The 22279-nt window shown below is 71.9% G+C and carries 20 protein-coding genes; 12 read left to right on the top strand and 8 right to left on the bottom strand.

Annotation, left to right across the window (positions count from 1 at the left end; genetic code table 11):
• Positions 1–126 precede the first annotated feature (126 nt).
• The gene (locus A3Q37_RS15565) at positions 127–1752 is read right to left on the bottom strand and encodes an acyl-CoA synthetase (protein WP_065484561.1); all 1626 of its coding nucleotides are present in this window, start codon (positions 1750–1752) and stop codon (positions 127–129) included.
• A gap of 167 nt (positions 1753–1919) precedes the next feature.
• On the opposite strand from A3Q37_RS15565, the gene A3Q37_RS15560 reads away from it, so the two are divergent.
• The 5 genes from A3Q37_RS15560 (at position 1920) to A3Q37_RS15540 (ending at position 6580) form a co-directional block, all read left to right on the top strand.
• The gene (locus tag A3Q37_RS15560; RefSeq protein WP_065484558.1) at positions 1920–2720 is read left to right on the top strand and encodes a crotonase/enoyl-CoA hydratase family protein; all 801 of its coding nucleotides are present in this window, start codon (positions 1920–1922) and stop codon (positions 2718–2720) included.
• A gap of 98 nt (positions 2721–2818) precedes the next feature.
• On the top strand, positions 2819–3766 hold the full coding sequence (locus A3Q37_RS15555) for a Zn-ribbon domain-containing OB-fold protein (RefSeq protein ID WP_065484556.1): 948 nt from the start codon (positions 2819–2821) through the stop codon (positions 3764–3766).
• On the top strand, positions 3767–4819 hold the full coding sequence (locus tag A3Q37_RS15550) for a thiolase domain-containing protein (protein WP_065484549.1): 1053 nt from the start codon (positions 3767–3769) through the stop codon (positions 4817–4819). It abuts the gene before it with no gap.
• Positions 4812–5978, top strand: a complete 1167-nt coding sequence (locus tag A3Q37_RS15545) for a thiolase domain-containing protein (RefSeq protein WP_065484546.1) — start codon at positions 4812–4814, stop codon at positions 5976–5978. Before A3Q37_RS15550 ends, A3Q37_RS15545 begins: the two co-directional genes overlap by 8 nt.
• A gap of 101 nt (positions 5979–6079) precedes the next feature.
• Positions 6080–6580: a hypothetical protein gene (locus A3Q37_RS15540; RefSeq protein WP_003971159.1), complete on the top strand. Its 501-nt coding sequence runs from the start codon at positions 6080–6082 to the stop codon at positions 6578–6580.
• A gap of 121 nt (positions 6581–6701) precedes the next feature.
• On the opposite strand, the gene A3Q37_RS15535 is transcribed toward A3Q37_RS15540, so the two are convergent.
• From A3Q37_RS15535 to A3Q37_RS15525, 3 genes are all read right to left on the bottom strand, one after another.
• The gene (locus A3Q37_RS15535; RefSeq protein ID WP_065484545.1) at positions 6702–8915 is read right to left on the bottom strand and encodes a terpene synthase family protein; all 2214 of its coding nucleotides are present in this window, start codon (positions 8913–8915) and stop codon (positions 6702–6704) included.
• A 162-nt stretch (positions 8916–9077) separates the two neighbouring features.
• Entirely contained in the window at positions 9078–9761 is a 684-nt protein-coding gene (locus A3Q37_RS15530) for a transglycosylase SLT domain-containing protein (RefSeq protein ID WP_065484544.1), read from the bottom strand.
• A 485-nt stretch (positions 9762–10246) separates the two neighbouring features.
• Positions 10247–11383: an aminoglycoside phosphotransferase family protein gene (locus tag A3Q37_RS15525; protein ID WP_065484543.1), complete on the bottom strand. Its 1137-nt coding sequence runs from the start codon at positions 11381–11383 to the stop codon at positions 10247–10249.
• Between the two features lie 231 nt (positions 11384–11614).
• Between A3Q37_RS15525 and A3Q37_RS15520 the strand changes: the two genes are divergently transcribed.
• Positions 11615–13102 (top strand): hypothetical protein, encoded by a 1488-nt coding sequence (locus A3Q37_RS15520; protein WP_065484540.1) that lies wholly within the window; start codon positions 11615–11617, stop codon positions 13100–13102.
• A gap of 111 nt (positions 13103–13213) precedes the next feature.
• On the opposite strand, the gene A3Q37_RS15515 is transcribed toward A3Q37_RS15520, so the two are convergent.
• The gene (locus A3Q37_RS15515; protein WP_065484537.1) at positions 13214–14644 is read right to left on the bottom strand and encodes a PP2C family protein-serine/threonine phosphatase; all 1431 of its coding nucleotides are present in this window, start codon (positions 14642–14644) and stop codon (positions 13214–13216) included.
• Positions 14645–15005: 361 nt separating this feature from the next.
• Between A3Q37_RS15515 and A3Q37_RS15510 the strand changes: the two genes are divergently transcribed.
• Positions 15006–15266 carry a type B 50S ribosomal protein L31 gene (locus A3Q37_RS15510; RefSeq protein ID WP_065484534.1) on the top strand — a complete coding sequence of 87 codons (261 nt, stop codon included), beginning with the start codon at positions 15006–15008 and terminating at the stop codon, positions 15264–15266.
• A 225-nt stretch (positions 15267–15491) separates the two neighbouring features.
• Here A3Q37_RS15510 and A3Q37_RS15505 read toward each other — a convergent pair whose 3' ends face one another.
• Together A3Q37_RS15505 and A3Q37_RS15500 are read right to left on the bottom strand one after the other, a co-directional pair.
• Entirely contained in the window at positions 15492–16175 is a 684-nt protein-coding gene (locus A3Q37_RS15505; RefSeq protein WP_065484870.1) for a YoaK family protein, read from the bottom strand.
• Positions 16176–16360: 185 nt separating this feature from the next.
• Positions 16361–16861 (bottom strand): tetratricopeptide repeat protein, encoded by a 501-nt coding sequence (locus A3Q37_RS15500; RefSeq protein ID WP_065484866.1) that lies wholly within the window; start codon positions 16859–16861, stop codon positions 16361–16363.
• A 99-nt stretch (positions 16862–16960) separates the two neighbouring features.
• Here A3Q37_RS15500 and A3Q37_RS15495 point away from each other — a divergent pair, with 99 nt between their 5' ends.
• Together A3Q37_RS15495 and A3Q37_RS15490 are read left to right on the top strand one after the other, a co-directional pair.
• Positions 16961–17659 carry a VanZ family protein gene (locus tag A3Q37_RS15495; RefSeq protein WP_065484530.1) on the top strand — a complete coding sequence of 233 codons (699 nt, stop codon included), beginning with the start codon at positions 16961–16963 and terminating at the stop codon, positions 17657–17659.
• Between the two features lie 113 nt (positions 17660–17772).
• On the top strand, positions 17773–18561 hold the full coding sequence (locus A3Q37_RS15490) for a DUF4389 domain-containing protein (protein ID WP_065484520.1): 789 nt from the start codon (positions 17773–17775) through the stop codon (positions 18559–18561).
• Here A3Q37_RS15490 and A3Q37_RS15485 read toward each other — a convergent pair.
• Positions 18558–19577: a YafY family protein gene (locus A3Q37_RS15485; protein ID WP_065484502.1), complete on the bottom strand. Its 1020-nt coding sequence runs from the start codon at positions 19575–19577 to the stop codon at positions 18558–18560. The two genes, A3Q37_RS15490 and A3Q37_RS15485, sit on opposite strands and share 4 nt — an antisense overlap.
• A 99-nt stretch (positions 19578–19676) precedes the next feature.
• Here A3Q37_RS15485 and A3Q37_RS15480 point away from each other — a divergent pair, with 99 nt between their 5' ends.
• From A3Q37_RS15480 to A3Q37_RS15470, 3 genes are all read left to right on the top strand, one after another.
• Positions 19677–20252: a DinB family protein gene (locus A3Q37_RS15480; protein WP_065484500.1), complete on the top strand. Its 576-nt coding sequence runs from the start codon at positions 19677–19679 to the stop codon at positions 20250–20252.
• Positions 20249–21349 carry a winged helix DNA-binding domain-containing protein gene (locus A3Q37_RS15475; RefSeq protein ID WP_065484497.1) on the top strand — a complete coding sequence of 367 codons (1101 nt, stop codon included), beginning with the start codon at positions 20249–20251 and terminating at the stop codon, positions 21347–21349. The genes A3Q37_RS15480 and A3Q37_RS15475 overlap by 4 nt, the downstream gene beginning before the upstream one ends.
• Positions 21350–21473: 124 nt before the next feature.
• The gene (locus tag A3Q37_RS15470) at positions 21474–22178 is read left to right on the top strand and encodes a DUF4230 domain-containing protein (RefSeq protein ID WP_065484487.1); all 705 of its coding nucleotides are present in this window, start codon (positions 21474–21476) and stop codon (positions 22176–22178) included.
• The last annotated feature ends 101 nt before the right edge of the window (positions 22179–22279 follow it).

Here is a 22279-nt window from a genome sequence, read left to right as displayed (position 1 = left end):
CCGACACCCACCAGTCTGCGGATCACTTTCCGCTCTGTCCTTGACGATCGGCGACGGGGCTTTGACGATCAGCGCCCGGGGCAGGCGGGAGGCCCTGGTCCTTCAGCTCCGGTCGGCCCCGGCCGTTCAGCTCCGGTGGGCCTCCGCCGCCACCGCCTTCGCCCACCGGTAGTCCGCCTTGCCGCTCGGCGAGCGCTGGATCCGGTCGGCGAGCACCAGCGCCCGGGGGATCTTGTAGCCGGCCAGCCGGGTCCGGCAGTGGGCCTGCACCGCGTCCAGGGTCAACGCGTCCGCACCCTCGCGGAGTTGGACCACGGCGGCGACCCGGTTGCCCCAGCGCTCGTCGGGAACGCCCGCGACGAGCGCGTCGTACACATCCGCATGCGACTTGAGCGCCTGCTCGACCTCCTCCGGATACACCTTCTCCCCACCGGTGTTGATGCACTGCGAGCCCCGCCCGAGCACCGTGACGATGCCGTCCGCGTCCACGGTCGCCATGTCGCCCAGCAGCACCCAGCGCTCATCGCCCCGGCGGAAGAAAGTGTCGGCGGTCTTGGCCGGGTCGTTGTAGTAGCCGAGCGGGACGTGTCCGCGCTGGGCGATACGGCCCGGCTCGCCGGGGGCCACCGGCTCGTACGTCACCGGATCCACCACCGCCGTACGGGCGTTGACCTGGACCCGGAAGCCCTTCTCGGGTCCCGAGTCGGCGGTGGCCGTGCCGTTGAAGCCGGACTCGGAGGAGCCGAAGTTGTTCAGCAGCATCACCGTCGGCACGAGCGCCTGGAACTCCGCCCGCACCGAGTCCGACATGATGGCCCCGGAGCTGGAGACGGAGAACAGCGACGAGCAGTCCGTCCCGCGCAGCGGCCCCTTCAGACAGTCGATCAGCGGGCGCAGCATCGCGTCGCCGACCAGCGACACGCTCGTGACTTTCTCCTTCTCGATCGTCCGCAGCACCTCCTCCGGAACGAACTTGCGGTGCACCACCACGCGTTGGCCGAAATTGAAGCCGATGAACGCGGTCAGCGTGGAAGTCCCGTGCATCAGTGGCGGGGTGGGGAAGAAGGTGATGCCGTCGCCGCCCGCCGCGACCCGCTCCGCCAGCTCCTGCGGGGTCTTCACTGGCTCGCCGGTCGGCGCTCCGCCGCCCAAACCCGAGAAGAACAGGTCTTCCTGACGCCACATCACCCCTTTGGGCATGCCGGTCGTGCCGCCGGTGTAGATGATGAACTGGTCGTCGGCGGAGCGGGGTGCGAAGCCGCGCTCCGGGGAGCCGGACGCCTCCGCCTCGGTGAAGGGCACGGCCGCGGGCCCGGGGGCGGCCGTCGTGGCGGCGGGCCCCACCCGGACCAGATGGCGCAGTCCCGGCGCCTGCGGGGCGGCCGCCGCGACCCGCTCGTCGAACTCGCCGTCGAAGACCAGCGCCGCCAGGTCCGCGTCCCGGTAGAGGTAGACCAACTCCTCCTCGACGTAACGGTAATTGACGTTCACCGGCACGATCCGCGCCTTGAGGGCGCCCAGCACCGTCTGGAGGTATTCCACCCCGTTGTAGAGGTGCAGCCCCAGATGCTCGCCCGGCCGGATCCCGGCGTCGATCAGGTGGTGGGCGACGCGGTTGGCGGCGGCGTCCAGCTCCGCGTAGGTGAGCCGGCGCTCCGCGCCCGTACCGGGATGGTCGACGTACAGGAGCGCCTCACGGTCGGGCACCGCGTCGACGACCGACTCGAACAGGTCGGCAAGGTTGTACTCCACCGTTCCTCCTGACCCCGGGTGACTGGCGACTCGGCCGTCATTAGAGCGCCGGTCGGCACAAGTGGGAAGAGGTGGCGTCGCAACAATCTGACGAGCTGTCAGAAAACTATTGAACTGCGCCCTCTCCTCCTGCAACCTGTTCCAGATCCGGAGAACAGGAGTCGGTCATGGGCGGTACGGAACACCTCACCGTGCGGCGCGAGGGCGCCACGCTGGTGCTCACCCTGAACAGACCACAGGCCAGGAACGCGCTCTCGCTGCCGATGCTCGTCGGCCTGTACGACGGCTGGCTCGCGGCCGACGCGGACGACACCGTCCGCTCCGTCGTCCTCACCGGTGCGGGCGGCGCGTTCTGCTCCGGCATGGACCTCAAGGCGCTCGCGGGCGACGGCATGGCGGGGGAGGAGTACCGCGCACGGATGACCGCCGACCCGGATCTGCACTGGAAAGCGATGCTGCGCCACCACCGCCCCCGCAAACCGGTCATCGCCGCCGTAGAGGGCCCCTGTGTCGCGGGCGGCACCGAAATTCTCCAGGGCACCGATATCCGCGTCGCCGGAGCCGGAGCCACCTTCGGGCTCTTCGAGGTCCGCCGGGGCCTCTTCCCGATCGGCGGCTCCACCGTACGGCTGCCCCGCCAGATCCCCCGCACCCACGCCCTCGAAATGCTCCTCACCGGCCGCCCGTACACCGCCGAAGAGGCCGCCGCCATCGGGCTCATCGGCCGGGTCGTGCCCGACGGCACCGCGCTGGAGGAGGCCCTCGCCGTCGCCGAACGGGTCAACGCCTGCGGGCCGCTCGCCGTCGAGGCGGTCAAGGCATCGGTCTACGAGGGCGCCGAGCTGACCGAGAGCGAGGCGCTGGCCGCCGAACTCAAGCGCGGCTGGCCCGTGTTCGCCACCGAGGACGCCAAGGAGGGCGCCCGCGCTTTCGCCGAGAAGCGCCCGCCCGTCTACCGGCGCGCCTGAACGCCGGGGGCCCGGTCCACCTGAACGCCGGGGCCCGGCCCGCCCCGAGCCCCCGGCGCTCCCCGCCCTCTCAGCTCCGAGCCAAGGAGGCAGCAGCCATGCCCGACGTCCTCAGCGCCCCGCTGGTGGTCGAGTTCCCCTTCACCCGCTCGCTCGGCCCCGTCCAGAGCGCCTTTCTCACCGGACTGCGCGAACGCACCGTCCTCGGCGTCCGCACGGACGGCGGCACGGTCCTCGTGCCGCCCGTCGAGTACGACCCGGTCACCGCCAACGAACTCCGCGACCTCGTCGAGGTCGCCCCCACCGGCACCGTCACCACCTGGGCCTGGAACCCGTCCCCGCGCCGCGACCAGCCGCTCGGCACCCCCTTCGCCTGGGTCCTCGTCCGTCTCGACGGGGCCGGCACCGCACTCCTGCACGCACTCGACGCACCCGGACCCGACGCCGTACGCACCGGGATGCGCGTCCGCATCCGCTGGGCAGCCACCCGCACCGGCGCCATCACCGACATCGCCTGCTTCGAACCGTACGAGGGCGAGCCCGGCCCCACCGAACCCGCCCCGCACACCGGTGAGTTCACCGACCCCGTCACCGGCATCGTCGCCCCGGCCCGCCTCGACTACGTCCACACCCCCGGCCGTGCCCAGAGCGCCTACATCAAGGCTCTGGAGGAACGCCGCACCGTCGGCGAACGCTGCCCGTCCTGCCGCAAGGTCTACGTACCGCCGCGCGGCGCCTGCCCCACCTGCGGGGTCGCCACCGCCGAACAGGTCGAGGTCGGCCCGCGCGGCACGGTCACCACGTTCTGCATCGTCAACATCAAGGCGAAGAATCTCGACATCGAAGTCCCGTACGTCTACGCCCACATCGCCCTCGACGGCGCGGACCTCGCCCTGCACGGACGCATCGCCGGAATCCCCTACGACCAGGTGCGCATGGGGCTGCGCGTCGAGCCCGTCTGGACCGAGGGCACCCGCCATGTGGACCACTACCGGCCCACCGGCGAGCCCGACGCCGACTACGACACGTACAAGGAGCTGGTGTAGATGCGGGACGTGGCCATCGTCGCCTTCGCGCAGAGCGCGCACCGGCGGCGCACCGACGAGCTCTCCGAGGTCGACCTGCTGATGCCCGTCCTCCACGAGGTCCTGGGCGCGACCGGCCTCAAGGCCAACGAGATCGGGTTCACCTGCTCCGGCTCCGCCGACTACCTCGCCGGGCGGGCCTTCTCCTTCACCATGGCGCTCGACGGCGTCGGCGCCCACCCGCCCATCTCCGAGTCCCACGTCGAGATGGACGGGGCCTGGGCGCTCTACGAGGCCTGGGTGAAGATCCAGACCGGCGAGGCGGACACCGCGCTCGTCTACTCCTACGGCAAGTCGTCGCCCGGCCGGGTCCGCGACGTCCTCACCCGCCAGCTCGACCCCTACTACCTCGCCCCGCTCTGGCCCGACTCCGTCGCCCTCGCCGCCCTCCAGGCCCAGGCCCTCATCGACGCCGGCGACACCGACGAAGAAGCCCTCGCCGAGATCGCCGCCCGCAACCGCACCGCCGCCGTCGACAACCCGTACGCCCAGCTCACCGGCGACGTCCCGGCGGGCGACCACCTCGTGCGCCCGCTGCGCACCGGCGACTGCCCGCCCATCGGCGACGGGGCCGCCGCGGTGATCCTCGCCGCCGGGGACACCGCCCGCGCCCTGTGCGAACGGCCCGCCTGGATCCGGGGCATCGACCACCGTATCGAGGCCCACAGCCTCGGCGTCCGCGACCTGACCGACAGCCCCTCCGCCCGGCTCGCCGCCGAACACGCCGGGGCCTTCGAACGGCCCGTCGACACCGCCGAGCTGCACGCCCCGTTCACCTCGCAGGAAGTCGTCCTGCGCAAGGCGCTCGGGCTCGGCGACGAGGTCCGCGTCAACCCCTCCGGCGGCGCGCTGGCCGCCAACCCGATCATGGCCGCCGGGCTGATCCGGCTCGGCGAGGCCGCCGCCCGCATCCACCGGGGCGAGTCCGCCCGGGCGCTCGCCCACGCCACCTCCGGGCCCTGTTTGCAGCAGAACCTGGTCGCCGTCCTGGAAGGGGAGAGCGCTCATGCCTAAGGAGCCCGTCGCCGTCGTCGGCATCGGCCAGACCAAACACGTCGCCGCCCGGCACGACGTCTCCATCGCCGGACTGGTCCGCGAGGCCGCGGTCCGCGCCCTGGAGGACGCCGGGCTGAGCTGGGCCGACATCGACGCCGTTGTCATCGGCAAGGCGCCCGACTTCTTCGAGGGCGTCATGATGCCGGAGCTCTACCTCGCCGACGCCCTCGGCGCTGTCGGCAAACCCCTGCTCCGCGTCCACACCGCGGGCTCCGTCGGCGGATCGACGGCCCTGGTCGCCGCGAACCTCGTCGCCGCCCGGGTCCACCGCACCGTCCTCACCCTCGCCTTCGAGAAGCAGTCCGAGTCCAACGCCATGTGGGGGCTCTCCCTGCCCGTCCCCTTCCAGCAGCCGCTGCTGGCCGGCGCGGGCGGCTTCTTCGCCCCGCACGTGCGCGCGTACATGCGGCGTACCGGAGCACCCGACACGGTCGGCTCGCTCGTCGCGTACAAGGACCGCCGCAACGCGCTGAAGAACCCCTACGCGCACATCCACGACCACGACCTCACCCTGGAGAAGGTCCAGGCCTCGCCGATGCTCTGGGACCCGGTCCGCTACTCCGAGACCTGCCCCTCGTCCGACGGGGCCTGCGCCATGATCCTCACCGGTCGGGACGGCGCCGCCCGCTCCCCGCACCCGCCCGCCTGGGTGCACGGCGGGGCGATGCGCAGCGAACCCACCCTGTTCGCGGGCAAGGACTTCGTCTCCCCGCAGGCCGGGAAGGACTGCGCCGCCGACGTCTACCGGCAGGCCCGCATCACCGACCCGCGCCGGGAGATCGACGCCGTCGAGATGTACGTACCGTTCTCCTGGTACGAACCGATGTGGCTGGAGAACCTCGGCTTCGCCGACGAGGGCGAGGGCTGGAAGCTCACCGAGGCAGGCGTCACCGAACTCGACGGCGACCTCCCCGTCAACCCCTCGGGCGGCGTGCTGTCCACCAACCCCATCGGCGCCTCCGGCATGATCCGCTTCGCCGAGGCGGCCCTCCAGGTCCGGGGGAGAGCCGGGGAACACCAGGTCGACGGGGCCGCCAGGGCGCTCGGCCACGCCTACGGCGGAGGGTCCCAGTTCTTCGCCATGTGGCTCGTGGGAGCGGAGCCCCCGCCCGGCTGAGAAGCGGAGCCCCGGCCCGGCCGAGAAGACGCGACGGGCCCGGTCCCGCGCGGCCCGGGCCCGGCTCCGCAACGTGAGCCGGGACACGTAACATGGCAGGCATGTCCTTCCTCCGCCGCCGTAGCGCCGCAACACCCGCGGGCCCGGACTTCGACGTCCTGGCCATGGACCCCGGGGACTGGCCCGGCAACCTCGGCGCCGGTCTGCTCCCCGCCCCCGACGGCAGCTGCCAGGGCGTCTTCCTCCGCTACGACCTGTACGGCGGACGAGGCCCGGCGATGATCATCGGCAACCTGCCGGAAGGCTCGCCCGCCCGCGAGACCGAGGAGGGCCAGGTCCCCTTCGAGGTGGCCCAGCTGCTCCTCGCCCTGGAGAACGACGAGCCGATCGAGGTCGTCAGCTCCGAGGACGTCCCCGTCATGCAGGGCGACAATCTGCTGATCGTCCGCCGCGTCAAGCTCTCCGAGAGCCGGATCGCCTGCGTCCAGTTCGACCGCAGCGACGGCGTCCTCGTGACCATCGCCAGCTGGGACCGGCCGATCACCGACGACCTCTACACCCTCCTCAAGCCCCTGCCCGCGGAGCTGTTCCAGCAAGGCTGAAACGTCCCTTCGCAAGGCCGTCCGGCCGCACGGCCGTCCGAATCCGTTCGGGCGGCCTTTCCGCTGTCCGGACGGACCCGCCGTCCTGCCCGGGCGGCCGGGCAGGACGCGACCTGTCGGCCTACACCGCGCTGCCCGCCGACTGGGCGAACATCCGGGTCACCTGCGCCGCCGACGTACCGACACCTGTAGGCCCCCCGAGATGCCACGGCGCGGCGCGGCCGCCCCGCAGATCCTCCTCGCGGTAGCGGCGGCAGCCCCGGTGCCAGAGCATGACACTCGCGAGCCAGCGCCTGAGCTCCAGCACATGGCCCGCCAGATTCTCCCGCGCCTCGGCGTCCAGGCCGAAGTCGTCGTACAACACCGGAAGTTCCACTTCGGCCACATGCTGGAACTGCCGCAGCCGCGACTTCATCAGGTCGTGCACGATCGTCACGCCCGTCGGATAGTCGACCCCGAAGAAGTTCTGCACGACCAGGGCGCCGTTGTGCACCTCACCCTCGTACTCGATCTCCTTCTGGTACGAGAACAGGTCGTTCAGCAGGGACGCGTAGTCCGCCGCCGCGTTCTCCAGCGATCGCATCGGGCCGCTGCGGTAGATTTCGTCCGGGATTTCCCTGCCGTGCTTGAGGCGGCACAGGTTCATCATGAAGTCCGCCCCGAACGTCGCCCGCCGCATCTCCACGTAATCCACCGGATCGGGAACGCGGTTCTGCGCCTGGTTCGCCAGCTCCCACAGCCAGCTCTCGGTCATCGTCTCGACCGCGGTACGGAAGGTACGCCGCGCGTCCCCGTCCATCGGGGCGGCCGTCCTGCGCCACAGGTCGCCCAGGCTCCGCTCCAGCGCGTTGGCCGGCTCCGGCGTTCCCTCGTCGTCCAGCGGCATGAACAGCGACAGCCGGTCGTTCGCCAGCCGCGCCCCGGCCAGGTCCCGGGTCCGCCCGTGCACGACCGGGAACCAGTCGTCCCCGTACGTCCCCCAGGCCAGCCACCCCGAGGTCAGGTCCAGCTCGTCCGGGCTCGCGTCCGGGTGGATGCCCGCGGCGCAGAGCGGCAGGTCGATCGCGCGGATCCGCTCCTCGTCCCAGATGTGCGAACCCGGCACGCCCGGCTGGGCCTCCAGGATGCCCATCCGCCGCGCCCAGTCGACCAGCCGGACCCGCGCCCCCTCCAGATGGGGGCTGAGCGTGGTGGTGAAGGGCAGATCGAAGTCCGGCAGCAGCGAGGGGCCCACGTGCTGGTACGGCACATGGCTGTGGCTGCGGGCCCGCGCGGTCTCCGAGCGGAGCGTGAACCTGATGGAGGCGGCGGACATGCCGAGACCGGGCACGGCCTCGCCCGCGCCGCCGCCGTTCATGTAACGGCTGGAGCGCATGTGCCATTCGTGGCCGCCGGACTGCCAGTCCTGGAGCCCCTTGGCGTACGCCAGCACGGCGGCGGTCTGCGCCGGGTCCAGGGCCTTCTCGGCGCAGAGCGGGCCGAGCTCGGTCAGCGCGGTGTTCTCGAACTGCTGGAGCCGTGAGGTCAGCAGATCGTTGACGGCCTCGGCGGCCTCCTGCGTGGAGCAGCCGAGGAACTTCTCCAGCACCAGCACGCCGTTGCTGTTCTCCCCCTCGTCCTCCACCTCACGCTGGTAGGAGAAGAGGTCGTTGCGCAGGTGTACGGCGTCGGAGAAGGCGTCCCGCAGCACCCGCAGCGGCCGGGACGCGGCGACCGACGCCGGTACCTCCGCGTTCGCCGCGTACTCGACCAGCCCCGCGGACCAGGGCGCGCCGCCCACCTTGCGGCGCATCTCGATGTACTCGACCGGGTTCGCGATGCGGCCCTCGTGGATGTTGGCGAGCTCCCACAGGGACTCGTTGAGGAGGTTCTCCGTCGACTCCGCGAACCGGGCCCGCCAGTCGTCCGTCATCGCCGGCACGGTCCGGGCCCACAGATCGGCGAGCCCCGCCTCGACGGGATTCTCCGGCTCGGGTGTCGCGGCTCCGCGCTCCATCGGCATGAAGGCGGGCAGCCGGTCCAGATACCGCTTGCCGCCCTCCCGGTCGGGAGTGCGCTTGAACAGTTCCAGGAAGTGGTCGTCGAAGAAGAAGACCCACACGTACCAGTCGGTGACGAGGCTGAGCGCCTCCGCCGAGCAGTCGGGGTGGGTGTAGGCGCACAGGAGGGCGTAGTCGTGCGCCTCCAGGTCCTTCTCCTCCCAGATGCCGGATCCCTCCAGCATCCCCATGGAACGGGCCCACTCCCGGGTGTGCGAGCGTGCCGCTTCCACATGGGGGTTGAGCCGGGCCGGATACGGAACATAGAAGTCCGGCAGTGAGAAGGGCTGTGCCATGTGCGTCAGGCCTTTCCAGAAGCCTCCGCGCGGGGAATCGCGCGGACCGGTGGTGTCCGCGCAGCACTACCCTTCGGCCATCCGGGGCACGCACGATGAGCGTTAGTCAGATCATCGGCACGCCGGGGGTGTCGGCTCGGCAGGCCGACTCGACAGGCCGGCTCAGTAGGCGGAGTCGACGTTGTCGATCGAGCCGTACCGGTCCGCGGCGTAGTTGGCGGCGGCGGTGATGTTGGCGACCGGGTCGGTGAGGTTCTTCGGGGTGCCCTTGACGTGGTACGCGTCGAAGGTGGGCTGGATCACCTGGAGGAGACCCTTGGAGGGGATGCCGTTCCGCGCGTTGATGTCCCAGTCGTTGACGGCGTTCGGGTTGCCGCTGGACTCGCGCATGATGTTGCGGTGCAGCCCCTCGTAGGAGCCGGGGATGTTCTTCTTCTTCATGATGTCGAGCGACTCGCGGATCCAGCCGTCGAGGTTGTTCGCGTACTTCTTCGGCGTGACGGCCTTGCGCTCGGTGGACCGGTTGGCGGCCTGCTTCTCGGAGCGCGCCTTCTCGGCGGCCTTCTCCGCGGTCGCCTTCTCCGCGGCCGCCTTGACGGTGGCGGCCTTCTTCGCGGCGGCTTCCTTGGCGGCGTTCTCCTTCGCGGCCTTCTCGGCCGCGTCCTTCGCCGTGGGGATGCCCGCGGCGGCGACCGGCTCCACGGAGACGGAGGACCGGGTCGCGGTGGTCTGCGCTTCGCTCGGGCCGCCGGTGGCGGTTATGGCGGTCACGGAACCGGCCGCGACGAGCACGGCGGTGGCGATCTTGTGCGAGCGGGTGATGCGCAGGGTGGAGATGCGGGGCATGCGTGAGCTCTTCCTATGGGGGACGGGCTTCGCGGCCTTCGCGCCGCGTCGGCGGGTTCCGGGGCGTCCGGCCGCGGTCGCCGGTGGGCGATCGACGCGGGCTCGAACTCGGTGCCTGCCGGGATCCATGGTTAGCGGGCACCGACATAGGAAGCAATGACCGCCTTTACTACGCTTCATCGTGAGATGCCAATTTATGAGCCATATGGGCGGTTCGTTACGCCGGACGGGAGGGCCCACGCCTACTACCGGATCTCGTAGGTGACGTGGGTCTCGTGGCGGGCCTCACCCGCGAGGGACCCCGGAACGGCACAGGGTCAGCGTTCGGTCACCGAACGCAGAACAGCGCGCTGCGGGACCGGTGTGTCGGCACCGGTCCCGCAGCGCGCTTCTTCTTCACAGTGGTCTGGTCACTGTGGTCTTCGACGGGCGGGCTCCTGCCCCGCCCCGTTCTCCTGGTTGTCCGGTTCGGCGTCGCCCCCGCCTCAGCGGGTGCCGACCGCCGCCCGCACCGCCCTCCGCGCCATCGCGCAGTCGTCGTGCAGCCTCCGCAGCAGCAGCCGCTGCTCCTCACCCGAGGAGAGCGCACCGGGGCGGTCCCCTCCCGCACCCACCGCGGGCGCCTCCCGCATGGTCCGCTGCACCGCCGTCTCGTAGTTCCGGATCTCGCGGGTCAGCACCAGCATCAGGTTCACCAGGAACGCGTCCCGCGCGGCCGGGCCCCTGGCCTGGGCCAGCTGACTGATCTGGCGGCGCGCCACCGGGGCGTCGCCCAGCACCGCCCACAGCGTCGCCAGGTCGTACCCCGGCAGATACCAGCCGGCGTGCTCCCAGTCGACGAGCACCGGTCCGGTCGGCGACAGCAGGATGTTGGAGAGCAGGGCGTCCCCGTGACAGAACTGGCCCATGCCCTGCCGGCCGCCCGCGTGGGCCAGGCCGTGCAGCAGCTTCTGAAGGTCACCGAGGTCACGATCGGTGAACAGACCGAGCTCGTGGTAGCGGGCGATCCGCGAGGCGTAGTCGAGCGGCGCCTCGAACAGCCCGGGCGGCGGCCGCCAGGCGTTCACCCGGGCGATCGCGCCCAGGGCGGCGCGGATGTCGGCCCGCGGCGGCGCCTCCGCCGGATGCCGGGTGAGGGCGGCGACCCGGCCGGGCATCCGCTCGATCACCAGCGTGCAGTTCTCCGGGTCCGCCGCGATCAGCCGGGGCACCCGAACCGGGGGCCGATGCCGGACGAACGCGCGGTACGCCGCTATTTCGTGCCGGAACCGCTCGGTCCACGCCGGCGAGTGGTCCAGTAAACACTTCGCCACGGCGGTCGCCCGCCCGGTCGTTCCGACGATCAGGACCGAACGGCCGCTGCGGCGGAGCACCTGGACCGGGTTGAACTCGGGGCAGATGCGCTGCACGGAGGCGATGGCCATCCGCACCTGCGCGCCCTGCGGCCCGGACAGGTCGATCCTTCCGCTGAGCGGTCCGGCGCCCGGTCCCGCGGCCCGTCGGGCCCGGCCCGGACCCTGCACCGGTGCGCCGGCGTGAGGAGCGAGATAGGGCCCGCCGCCCGCGCCCATCGGGCGGAGCGGACGGGGCGGGGCGGACACGGAGGACGATGCTGTGTACATGGGCGAGACAGATCCCTTCGTGCGCCGACAAGGTACGCGCGCCAACCCGGCCGACGGCCGTTCGGCACCCTGGGGAGTACCTAGGGCTGCCGGGCGGGGTGGCGCACTCCTACCTGACAACGGGTCACGGGTGGCAGACCATCTGGCGGACCCTGGCGAACCCTGGCGAATAGTCACAGCGCATCTGACAGGGGGTTAATGTCAAGTCAGCCGAGAACCTGGGGGCTTGAAGTGACCGGAGAACCCAACACCCGCCTCAGCGACCTGTTCGGCCTGGCCGGCTGGTCCAAGGGCGAACTCGCGAGAATGGTGAACCGGCAGGCGGCGGCCATGGGCCACCCGCAGCTGGCCACCGACACCTCGCGCGTCAGGCGCTGGATCGACATGGGGGAGTCCCCCCGCGATCCCGTGCCCGAAGTGCTGGCGGCTCTGTTCACCGAGCGGCTCGGCCGTGTCGTGACCATCGAGGACCTCGGGTTCGGCCGACGCGGGCGTGTGGGGAAACGGCGTGACTCCGGGACGGAACACAATCCCGATCAACTGCCGTGGGCGCCCGAGCGGACGGCAGCGGTCCTCACCGAATTCACGGGAATGGACCTCATGCTCAACCGACGCGGCTTGGTGGGTGCGGGCGCCGCGCTCGCCGCCGGCTCAACCATCGCCGGCCCCATGTACGACTGGCTGCACAGCGACCCTGTTCTGGCGGCCGACGCGCCACGGACCAACGACCCCCTGCACGCCGATCCCGCCGGCTTCGACCGGTACGAGGCCGCACCGGTCGGCTCCGACGAGATCGCGGCACTGGAGCACTCGGTCGAGGTCTTCCGCGCCTGGGACGCGTCCCGGGGCGGCGGACTCCAGCGCAAGGCGGTCGTGGGCCAGCTCAACGAGGTGGGCGGCATGCTCGCCTACCGCCACCCCGACCATCTCCAGCGCCGGCTGTGGGGCGTCGCCGCCAACCTCGCCGTCCTGGCGGGCTGGATGTCCCACGACGTGGGCCTCGAACCCACCGCCCAGAAGTACTTCGTCATCGCCGCCCACGCGGCCCGCGAGGGCGGCGACCGGCCACGCGCCGGAGAGGCGCTCTCCCGGGCGGCACGCCAGATGGTGCACCTGGGCCGCCCCGACGACGCACTCGACCTGATGAAGCTCGCCAAATCCGGCTCCGGCGACGAGACCCTGCCCCGTACGCAGGCGATGCTGCGCACCATCGAGGCCTGGGCACAGGCGTCGATGGGACGCGGCCAGGCCATGCGGCGCACCCTCGGCGAGGCCGAGGAGCTCTTCGTCTCGGACAAGAGCGATGTGCCGCCGCCCAGTTGGATGCAGATGTTCGACGAGGCCGATATGCACGGCATGCAGGCGCTCGCCTTCCGTACGCTGGCCGAGCACGACCCGGGGGCGGCGATCATCGCCCAGCGCCACGCCAAGCAGGCGCTGGAGCTGCGGGTCAACGGGCGCCAGCGGTCGAAGATCTTCGACTACATCTCGCTGGCCTCGGCCTGCTTCATCGCCAACGACCCCGAACAGGCCGACCGTTACGCCCGGCTCGCGCTGGTGTCGATGGGGGAGACCTCCTCGCACCGCACCTGGGACCGGCTCCGCGAGATGTACCGGCTCACCGGTCAGTTCGCCGGATACGCGGGCATCCAGGATCTGCGCGAGGAGATCGAGCTGTCGATGCCGAGCCAGAAGAAGGTCAGGGGCACACAGATCTGATCCGGCCCCGCCGCGCCGATCGGCGCTCCTTCACACCCTGACGCGCCCGCCACACCCTGACGGGCCCGCCACACCCTGACGGGCCCGCGCCGATGCGCGGTCCGCGTCCCCTCACGCCCCGATACGGGCGACCAGCACGCACGCGTCGTCCAGGCGCTCGGTCCCGCCGAACTCCTCGACGACGCCCCGGACGCACTCCTGTGCCGTACGGGCCTCTGCGAACCGGGGGGCGAGGGCGAGCAGTGCCTCCGGGCCCGCACCCCGGTCGCCGCGTCGGGTCAGACCGTCGGTGTGCAGAACGAGCACGTCGCCGGGGAACAGCCGTACCTCGTCCTGCTCGAACGCGGCCTGGGGCGCGGCGCCGAGCAGTATCCCGTCCGGCGGGGGCAGCAGCCGTCCCGAACCGCCGCGGAAGAGCACCGGCGCGGGGTGACCTGCCTGGGCCCAGGAGAGAACGGAGGTCGTGGGGTCGAATCGGCAGCACAGGGCGCTGCCCAGCGCGGGCTGTATCGACGTCTCCAGCACCTGGTTGAGGTGCCCCATCAGCGCGCCCGGTTCGATGCCGGCCACCGCCATGCCCCGCAGCGCGCCCAGCATCATCGCCATCGCCGAGGTGGCGGGGATGCCGTGCCCGGTGAGGTCGCCGACGGTGAGGAGGGTGCGTCCGTCCGGCAGCTCCATCGCGTCGTACCAGTCGCCGCCGATGAGCCCGCTCGACGCGGAGGGGAGGTAGTGCGCGGCGATGTCCAGGGCGCCGGGGCCCTGCGGCGGAAGACGCAGCGATCCGCGCCACGGCGGCAGGACGGTCTCCTGGAGCTCCACGGCCATGCGGTGCTCGGTGCGCTCGATGTGCTCCTCGCGCCGCACCGACGCGCGGCTTCGGGTCACGGCCTGCTCGCTGCGGCGCAGCTCGCTGACGTCCCGCAGGACCGCCCACATGGAGGCGGTGCAGCCCTCGGTGTCCAGGACCGGCTCACCCGTCATGTGCAGGGTGCGCGTGCCGCCGTCGGGGCGCACGATGCGGAACTCGCCGTCCATCGGCCGGCCGTCGACCAGGCAGCCCGTCACCATGGCGGTGAGCACCGGCTGGTCCTCGGGCAGCAGCACGGACGGCAGGTCGTCCAGGGAGAGGGGGGCGGAGTCGAGCGGCCGGCCGAAGATCTCGTACAGCTCCTCGGACCAGCTGGACTCGTCGGTGAGGAGGTTCCACTCGGCGCTGCCCACCCGGCTCAGCAGGGAACCGGTCCTCGGGTCGTCCGGCGCCCGGTCGCCCTCGGGGGCGGAGTCCTTGGTGCGCGGACCCGGCAGACCCGCCCTGAGCTGGCCCAGGTGCTCGTCGAGGGTGTCCAGGTGGTGCACGGCGAGCTCGCACAGGGCGCGTTGCCAGCGCAGCTGCGGATCGTCCTCGTCGAACATGACGGCGTCCCGCCGCACGGCGTCCACATCCCCGCGCAGCCGGCGCGTCCGGTGGATCAGATCGTCGACGGCGTCGTGCGCGGCAAGCTGTGGTGCGGGGCGGTCCGCGAAGAGGGGGGACGGCATCTCGTACTCCGTTACAGGCGCGGCCTGGCCGGTTGTGAGGGGTGGGCCGCTACCGACTGTGGCACAGGCCGCGGCGGGCCGTAAGGGATTTGGCAACACTCGATGCGTGGTTGCTTCTGGCATATGCCAGCGGCTGTCCGGGGCGGTGACCATCCGAACAGGCTTGCGCACAGGGCGAGTTGGTCGACCGTTCCGAGGTGCGCGTGGGGCGCATGGGTGGCACGTGAAGAGCGTGCGAAGCCCCGGGAATGCCGAGTGGCCGGTCCGCGTTACCTCACCAGTACGAAAACGAATCCCATTCCCAATAGGGGGCGGGATCTGTACGCCACCGCTGTGTGCGCGGTGAGGAAGGAACGCATCGATGAAGCCCCGTATCCACCCCGTGTCCCGTCCCGTGGTCTTCCGTGACCGCGCCGCCGACGCCGCCTTCCTGATCCGCTCGACCGCCGACTCCGGCGAGCGCGTGGAGTGGCGGGACGGCAACACCTACCCCGTCATCGACGTGGAGACCTCGTCGGCGAGCCACCCGTTCTACACGGGTGGCACCCAGGTGCTCGACACGGCGGGCCGGGTCGAGCGGTTCCGGCGTCGCTACGGCACCGGCGAGACGTCCGGAGGCTGACCGGACGTGGCCTGACCAGGGCGAGAGCCGGGAATCCCGTGCCGTGGATCACATCCGCGGGGGCGGATTCCCGGGAACAGCCCAGGATGGTTTATCGTTCATCTATACGTGGGTGTGAGGGGGACAGTGTCCCCGGGCCTCACCTGTAGCCCATGGGGACGATCGGCACCGCCGAAGCCCCATGGAGCCCCCCCGCCGAGAGGCGACCGCCCTTCACGCCCGCACTCAAGCCGCCCCGGCTGGATTCCCCCGATCCGGCCGGGGCTTCCCCTTGTCCGGCCGCTTCCGGCCGCCGCGTCCCGGGACCGTCTCCAGGACCAGCGCGGCGGCAGCCATCACCACCGCCCCCAGCGCGGCCCCGGGGCTCCACCACCGCTCGGCCAGCGCCGCGACCGCCGCCCCCGCCACCACCGCGGCCAGCCGCCCCAGCACCCAGCCGTCCCCGGCCCGCAGCTCACGCGACGCCACACGGCCGGCCAGCGAGGTCAGCGTCCCGGTGAAGTAGTTCGTCGGCGTCACCCGTACTCGCCCCTGGACGCCCATCGCCACCGCCACCAGCGCCAGCAGCCCGAGCCGGTCCCCGGACGACGTGACCAGCTCCAGCCCCCACAGCGCGGCGGCCGCCCCCAGCAGGACCACCTCCGCCCCCAACAGCACCGGGACCCGGAAACCCCGCCGCCCGGCCATCAGCGCACCGGCCGCCACCCCGCAGAAGTACGCCCCCAGAGCGACGACGACCTTCAGCGCCACGCCGTCCTCGCCCGCACCGGCGGCCGAAGCCCCGAGCAGCACCAGGTTCCCCGTCATCACCCCGGCGAAGACCTGCCCCACGCACAGGAAGACGAACGCGTCCGCCGCCCCGGAGGCCGCGGACAGCAGAAGCAGCGTCGCCTCGCCGCGCCACGGCACCTCACCGGCCCGGGACGCACCGGAAGCGGAGGCGGAAGGCGGGGACGGCGGGAGCGCCGGGGGAGCGGTGGACACCCGAGCATTCTCGGCACCCGCCGCTCCCGACCGGCGCGTCGCCCGCCGCGCGGCGCGCCGTTCGAGGAACACCGGCCCCCGCGCGGCAGCGCCCCCGGCCCCCGCGTGGGTCACACGGTCTCGTGGAGATCCTTCGCGTAGTGCTCGATCGCCCGCCGGTACCGCTGGACGTACGGGTCCTGGCTGGTCGACGCCGTCAGCTCCAGCAGCAGCCGCATCGCCTCGTCGTGCTCGCCGGTGTTGAACAGCGCCATCGCCAGGAACGTCCGCAGCGCGCCGTCGTCCGGGAACTCCTCCATGCCCCGGCGCAGCGTCTCCACCGATTGTCCGTACCGGCCGAGGATCCGGTACGTACTGCCCAGCCCCAACAGCGCCCCGCGCCGGTCCTCCGTCGCCAGCTCCTCATCGGCCAGAGCGCGCTCGTAGTACGGCACCGCCTCCGACTCCAGGCCCAGCACATCGTGGATCCATGCCGTCCGGTAGGCCACCTCGGCGTCGCCGGGATACTCGGCGGTCAGGGCGAGCAGCCGCTTCCGCGCCTCCTCCGGCCGGCCCTCCTCACGCAACCGGTCGGCCTCGTCCAGCAGGTCCTTCTTCTTGTCTGCGCTCATGCGCACATCGTCGCAGGCGGGCGCGGACAGCCGGACGAGATTTCGCTCCACCGCCCGGGCCGGGGGTGTGTTCCGGCCGGGCGGGGGCATCCGTCGGCCATGACAGCAGAGGCGAATCCCCCTGCACGCCAGGGGACATGGGTACGTGTACTGGTGCGCGGGGTGGTCCTGGCGGTGGTGCTGCTGGGGCTCGTGGTGTTCTCCGTCCTGCTGGCCAAGGTGACGCTCACCCCCTCACCGGCCTCCGAGGACCTCGTCACGTCGAACCTGCGGCCCGGGCGGTCGCTGCGCCAGTACGCCGAGGACTACACCTTCCTCGCCGCGTGCAAGCAGGCGGGCGGAAACCTGCTGCTCGGCGTGCCGTTCGGACTCCTGCTGCCGTTCTTCGTGCCGCGCCGCCTGCGGATGATCCGGACGACGCTGCTGACGGCCGTCGCGATGGCCGTCGTCGAGCTGATCCAGGGGGCCCTGGTCCAGGGGCGCGCCTTCGACATCGACGACGTCATCCTCAACACGGCGGGCGCACTGCTCGGGTACTTCGTGCTGGGCCGCCGGATCAGCCACCGCTATTACACGTACACCGATGCCCCGGCCTCCTCCGGACAGCGGGACGAGCCCGAGCCGACGCCCAAGCCCAAGCGCACGCCTACGAAGGCCGCCGCGAAGACGGGTACCGGAACCAAGGCCGCCAACAAGAAGGCCGGCGCCAAGAAGGCCACCGGCACCAAAACTGCCGCCAAGAAGACCACTGCTTCCAAGGCCCCCCGCCCCCTCCTCGACCGCCTCCGCAGGCGCTGAGCGCGGGCACCCGTTCGGGCCCGGGCCGTTTGCGGGCGGCCCGGACCGGACGCACGGTGGGGGCACGTCCTGCGTGCGGATGCCGTACGGATCCCCTGCCGAGGAGGAGCGACATGGCCGAAGGCCAGTGGAGCCCGGGCCGCAAGGAGGCGGACGCCGACGAGTTCCGGCCCGTCCTGGACATCGTCGAACCGGCACGCCAGCGGCGGCTGACCGTGCTCCTGCGACTCCTGCTGCTGATCCCGCACTTCATCGTGCTGTTCTTCCTGCACATCGCGGCGTTCTTCACCGTCATCGCGGGATGGTTCGCGGCCCTGGTCCTGGGGCGGCTGCCCGACCCCGTCTTCCGCTTCCTGACCGGTGTCCTCGGCTACGACATGCGCGTCTCGGCGAGCGACATGCTGCTCATCGACCGCTACCCGCCGTTCGCCCTCACCCCGCCGGCCGACTACCCGGTGCAGATCGAGGTGCGTCCCACCCCGCTCAACCGGCTCGCGGTGCTGTTCCGCATCTTCCTGATGATCCCGGCGGCGATCGTCCAGAGCCTCGCCGTGTACGGGTGGTGGGCGCTGGCCTTCGTCTGGTGGCTGATCACGCTCTGTCTCGGCCGGATGCCCCGGCCGCTGTTCGAGGCGACGGCCGCCACCCTGCGCTACCGGATGCGCTTCTCCGCGTACGTCATGATGCTCACCCCCGCCTACCCCAAGGCGCTCTTCGGTGACGACGACCTCGCCGTGGCCCCGGATCCGCCGCGCTCGGCCACCCGCCCGCTGATCCTGAGCAGCGCCGCGAAGTGGCTCGTCGTGCTCTTCCTGGTGCTCGGCCTCGCCGGACACATCACCTCGTCCCTGACCGCCTCGACGAGCGACGACACGACCGACACCCAGCTCATCGGCCGCTAAGAGGCGCCGGACTCCGTGGAGCCACCGTGCCCCTGGCCCGCCGCGTCGGTGAAGCGGCGGGCCAGATCGGCGAAGGCGTTCCTGAGCTCGTCGGGCCCCACGACCTCGATGTCCACGTCGAACCGGCCGAGTCCGGCGGCCAGACCTGGCCACGACCAGGCGCCCAGGACCACCCGGCAGCGGCCGGGGCCGTGCTCCTCGACGATGCCGTCACGGATGTGGCCCGCCACCGCGGAGGCCGGCGCGTCGAGGATCACCTCACCGCGGCAGGGCCACGCGCCGGGGGCGTCGAAGCCCTGGAACCGGGCGGCGACGAACGCGGCCACATCGCCCCCGGGCACCTCGCGGGCGGTGAAGCGCGGACCCGTGGGCGTACGCGGGTCGATCCGGTCCGCACGGAACGTCCGCCAGTCCTCGCGGTCCAGGTCCCAGGCGACGAGATACCAGCGCCCGCCCCAGGTGACCAGCCGGTGCGGCTCCACCCGCCGTACCACGGGCGGCGCGTCGGCGTCGGTCGCCGGGGTGTACGCGGCGGAGTAGCCGAACCGCAGCACCTCCTGGGCGCGCACCGCGTCGCTCAGCGCGAGAAGAACCCGCGGATCGGCCTGGGGCCGCGGCGCGCCTCCCGTACGTTCGACGGCGGTGACGTCCAGGGCGTCGACGCGATGACGCAGCCGGGCCGGCATGACCTGCCGGACCGTGGTGAGCGCGCGGGCCGCGGCCTCCCCGATCCCGGCGCCCGTCGCGGTGGCGGTCCGCAGGGCCACGGCGAGGGCGACGGCCTGGTCGTCGTCGAACAGCAGCGGCGGCAACCGGGCGCCCGCGTCCAGCCGGTATCCGCCGTCGGGCCCCTTGAACGCAGCGATGGGGTAGCCCAGCTCCCGCAGCCGGTCGACGTCACGCCGCACCGTGCGCGGGCTGACCTCCAGCCGCTCGGCCAGCAGCTGCCCCGGCCAGTCGCGGCGCGCCTGGAGCAGGGAGAGCAGCGCCAGCAGTCGTGCTGAAGTCTTCGGCATGACACGAGTATGAGCGGAGAAGAGGACACGTCCTGGCCGCTTCCCTTGAGATGGTCGATCCGTACCGCACGAGAAGAACTCCGGAAGGACCCGATCGCCATGACCTCCTCCTCCGTGTCTCCGTCCCCCGACGCCGAGCGCATCGACCTGCTCGCCGCACTCGCCGAGGCGCGAGCCGCTCTGACCGCGTCGGTACGCGACCTCACCGACGAGCAGGCCGGCCAGAGTCCGACGGCCAGCGCGCTGTGCCTGGGCGGCCTCGTCAAGCACGTCACGGCCATGGAGGAGGGCTGGCTGAACTTCGTGACGGAGGGCCCCTCGGCGATGTCCTTCGACCTGCCCGACGGCGTCACCTGGGACGACCTCATGGCCGGGACCGCACGCGAGTTCCCGAAGTGGATGACCGACCGGGAGAGCGAGTTCCGGATGCTGCCCGGGGAGACGGTGACCGGCATCCTCCAGGCGTACGAGCAGGTCGCCGCCCGCAGCGAGAAGACCATCCTCACGGTCCCCGACCTCTCGGCCTCGCACCCGCTCCCCGAGGCGCCCTGGAACGAACCCGGCGGCGAGTGGAGCGCACGGCGGGTGCTGACCCACGTCATCGCCGAGACCGCCCAGCACGCCGGGCACGCGGACATCCTGCGCGAGACGCTCGACGGGCGGACGGCGACGTGACCGTCCTCGACCACCGGGCGCTCAACCGCGCCACTCTCGCACGCCAGTTGCTGCTGGAGCGGGCGGATCTGCCGGTCGTCGACGCGGTGGCCCACCTCTGCGGTCTCCAGGCGCAGGAGCCGCAGGAGCCCTTCGTCGGGCTCTGGTCCCGGCTGACGGCCTTCGATCCGGCCGTTCTCTCGGACCTGCTGACCCGGCGGAGCGTGGTGCGCACCCACCTGATGCGCCGCACGGTCCACCTCGTCACCGCCGAGGACGTCCTCGCCTGGCGGTCCCGCCACGACGCGATGCTGCGCCAACGGGTCCTCGGCGTCTACCGCGACGAGCTCAAAGGGGTCGACCTGGAAGAACTCACGGCAGACGCGCGGGAGTTGATGGCGGACGGTGAGCCCCGCACCGCGGCCGAGATCGTGCGGGCGCTCGCCGGGCGCCGGCCCGGGCCTGGGCCGCGCCCCCTGGGCGAGATGGTGGTCGCCGCCCTCGTCCCGATGGCGCAGGCGCCGCCCCGGGGGCTGTGGCGCACCAAGGGCGGAGTGCGCAACGTCGCGCTGTCCTCCTGGCTGGGCCGCCCGGTCGATCCGCCCGCCCCCGAGGACGCCGACCCGGTCGGCCAGGTGCTGGTGAGGCGCTATCTGGCCGCGTACGGGCCCGCCGCCACGGCCGACCTGCGTGCCTGGTCCGGCCTGGCCGGGCTGCCCGGCGCGGTGGCCGCCGTACGCGACGAACTGGTCAGTTTCCGCGACGTACGGGGGCGGGAACTGCTCGACCTGCCCGACGCGCCGCGCCCGGACCCGGACACCCCCGCCCCGGTGCGGTTCCTGCCCGCCTTCGACAACGCGATCCTCGGCTACCAGGACCGCGGCCGGATCATCGACGACGCCCACCGGGGCCTTTCGGTCGCCGGTGAGCGCGTTGTCCTGGTCGACGGCCGTGTCGCCGCCACCTGGACCGTCGTCGATGACGTCGTCACGGTGGAACCCCTGCGCGCCCTCTCCCGGGCCGACCGGACCGCCGTCGCCGACCAGGGGAGGGGACTCGCCGCGTTCCTCTCCGGCGGTGACAGCGACCGCGTACGGGTGGCGGCCCCGCCGCGCTGAACGGCCCCCGGGACCCTCTGGGTGTCTGCCCGTCCGTACCGGAACAGGCCTATTTTGTACGGGAGTTCAAGCGAGCGGCGGTGGGAGGCGGACTGAAAGCGCCGGATGCGGTCACACGCATACCATGACGTCCAGCGACGTAACCACAGAGCCCGCGCCGCACGGCGACCGAAAGCACACCGCCCGCCCCTCGCGGGGATGGCTGAAAGTCCTCGGCATCGGCGCGGCCGCGCTCGCTCTGCTGTTCGCCGGCAGCCGGCTCAGCCTGCTGCCGGGACTCGGCGACCTCTTCGGCGAGGAGACCCACGACCGGTCGGGCCCCGCCGTGCTCAAGTCCATCCAGGACATGAGCTCGTACGAGGCCGCCTCGGGCAACTTCCAGGTCGTCGTCGACCTGGAGAAGGACACGAAGTTCGTCCCCGACGCCCTGCGCGGCACCCGCACCCTGTTCGTCGGCGCGGGCACGGTCGACGCCTCCGTCGACCTGGGCAAGGTCACCGAGGGCGGCGTCGTGGTCAACGAGGACCGCACCACGGCCGAACTGCGCCTCCCCCGGGCCGTGCTGGGCGAACCCGCGCTCGACCCCGACCGCTCCTACGCGGTGTCCAAACAGCGCGGTCTCCTCGACCGTCTCGGCGACCTCTTCTCCGACAACCCCGGCAGCGAGCAGGCGGTCAACAAGCTCGCCGCCCAGCACATCTCGGAAGCCGCGAAGGAGAGCGAACTGACCGCCCGGGCGGAGAAGAACACCGCCGACATGCTCAAGGGGCTGCTCGGCTCCCTCGGCTTCGAACGCGTCACGGTCCGCTACGGCGACGACCAGGAGTGATCGCTTCACCCGGGCGGCCGCCCTTGACGTGAACGCGTCGGTCGGTATGGTCTAGTCCAAGTGCAAGGCCTTTCCGGACATCTGTCATGAGGCTTGTCCGG

This window comes from Streptomyces sp. PTY087I2 (genome assembly GCF_001687325.1).
GTDB lineage: Bacteria > Actinomycetota > Actinomycetes > Streptomycetales > Streptomycetaceae > Streptomyces.
This window is presented reverse-complemented; position numbering and strand designations above follow the sequence as displayed.

Bases quoted from the DNA above. Each gene is read 5' to 3' on its own strand.
- A3Q37_RS15560 (WP_065484558.1), top strand. From the start codon at position 1,920: ATGGGCGGTACGGAACACCTCACCGTGCGGCGCGAGGGCGCCACGCTG.
- A3Q37_RS15555 (WP_065484556.1), top strand. From the start codon at position 2,819: ATGCCCGACGTCCTCAGCGCCCCGCTGGTGGTCGAGTTCCCCTTCACC.
- A3Q37_RS15550 (WP_065484549.1), top strand. From the start codon at position 3,767: ATGCGGGACGTGGCCATCGTCGCCTTCGCGCAGAGCGCGCACCGGCGG.
- A3Q37_RS15545 (WP_065484546.1), top strand. From the start codon at position 4,812: ATGCCTAAGGAGCCCGTCGCCGTCGTCGGCATCGGCCAGACCAAACAC.
- A3Q37_RS15540 (WP_003971159.1), top strand. From the start codon at position 6,080: ATGTCCTTCCTCCGCCGCCGTAGCGCCGCAACACCCGCGGGCCCGGAC.
- A3Q37_RS15535 (WP_065484545.1), bottom strand. From the start codon at position 8,915: ATGGCACAGCCCTTCTCACTGCCGGACTTCTATGTTCCGTATCCGGCC.
- A3Q37_RS15530 (WP_065484544.1), bottom strand. From the start codon at position 9,761: ATGCCCCGCATCTCCACCCTGCGCATCACCCGCTCGCACAAGATCGCC.
- A3Q37_RS15525 (WP_065484543.1), bottom strand. From the start codon at position 11,383: ATGTACACAGCATCGTCCTCCGTGTCCGCCCCGCCCCGTCCGCTCCGC.
- A3Q37_RS15515 (WP_065484537.1), bottom strand. From the start codon at position 14,644: ATGCCGTCCCCCCTCTTCGCGGACCGCCCCGCACCACAGCTTGCCGCG.
- A3Q37_RS15510 (WP_065484534.1), top strand. From the start codon at position 15,006: ATGAAGCCCCGTATCCACCCCGTGTCCCGTCCCGTGGTCTTCCGTGAC.
- A3Q37_RS15500 (WP_065484866.1), bottom strand. From the start codon at position 16,861: ATGAGCGCAGACAAGAAGAAGGACCTGCTGGACGAGGCCGACCGGTTG.
- A3Q37_RS15495 (WP_065484530.1), top strand. From the start codon at position 16,961: ATGACAGCAGAGGCGAATCCCCCTGCACGCCAGGGGACATGGGTACGT.
- A3Q37_RS15490 (WP_065484520.1), top strand. From the start codon at position 17,773: ATGGCCGAAGGCCAGTGGAGCCCGGGCCGCAAGGAGGCGGACGCCGAC.
- A3Q37_RS15485 (WP_065484502.1), bottom strand. From the start codon at position 19,577: ATGCCGAAGACTTCAGCACGACTGCTGGCGCTGCTCTCCCTGCTCCAG.
- A3Q37_RS15480 (WP_065484500.1), top strand. From the start codon at position 19,677: ATGACCTCCTCCTCCGTGTCTCCGTCCCCCGACGCCGAGCGCATCGAC.
- A3Q37_RS15470 (WP_065484487.1), top strand. From the start codon at position 21,474: ATGACGTCCAGCGACGTAACCACAGAGCCCGCGCCGCACGGCGACCGA.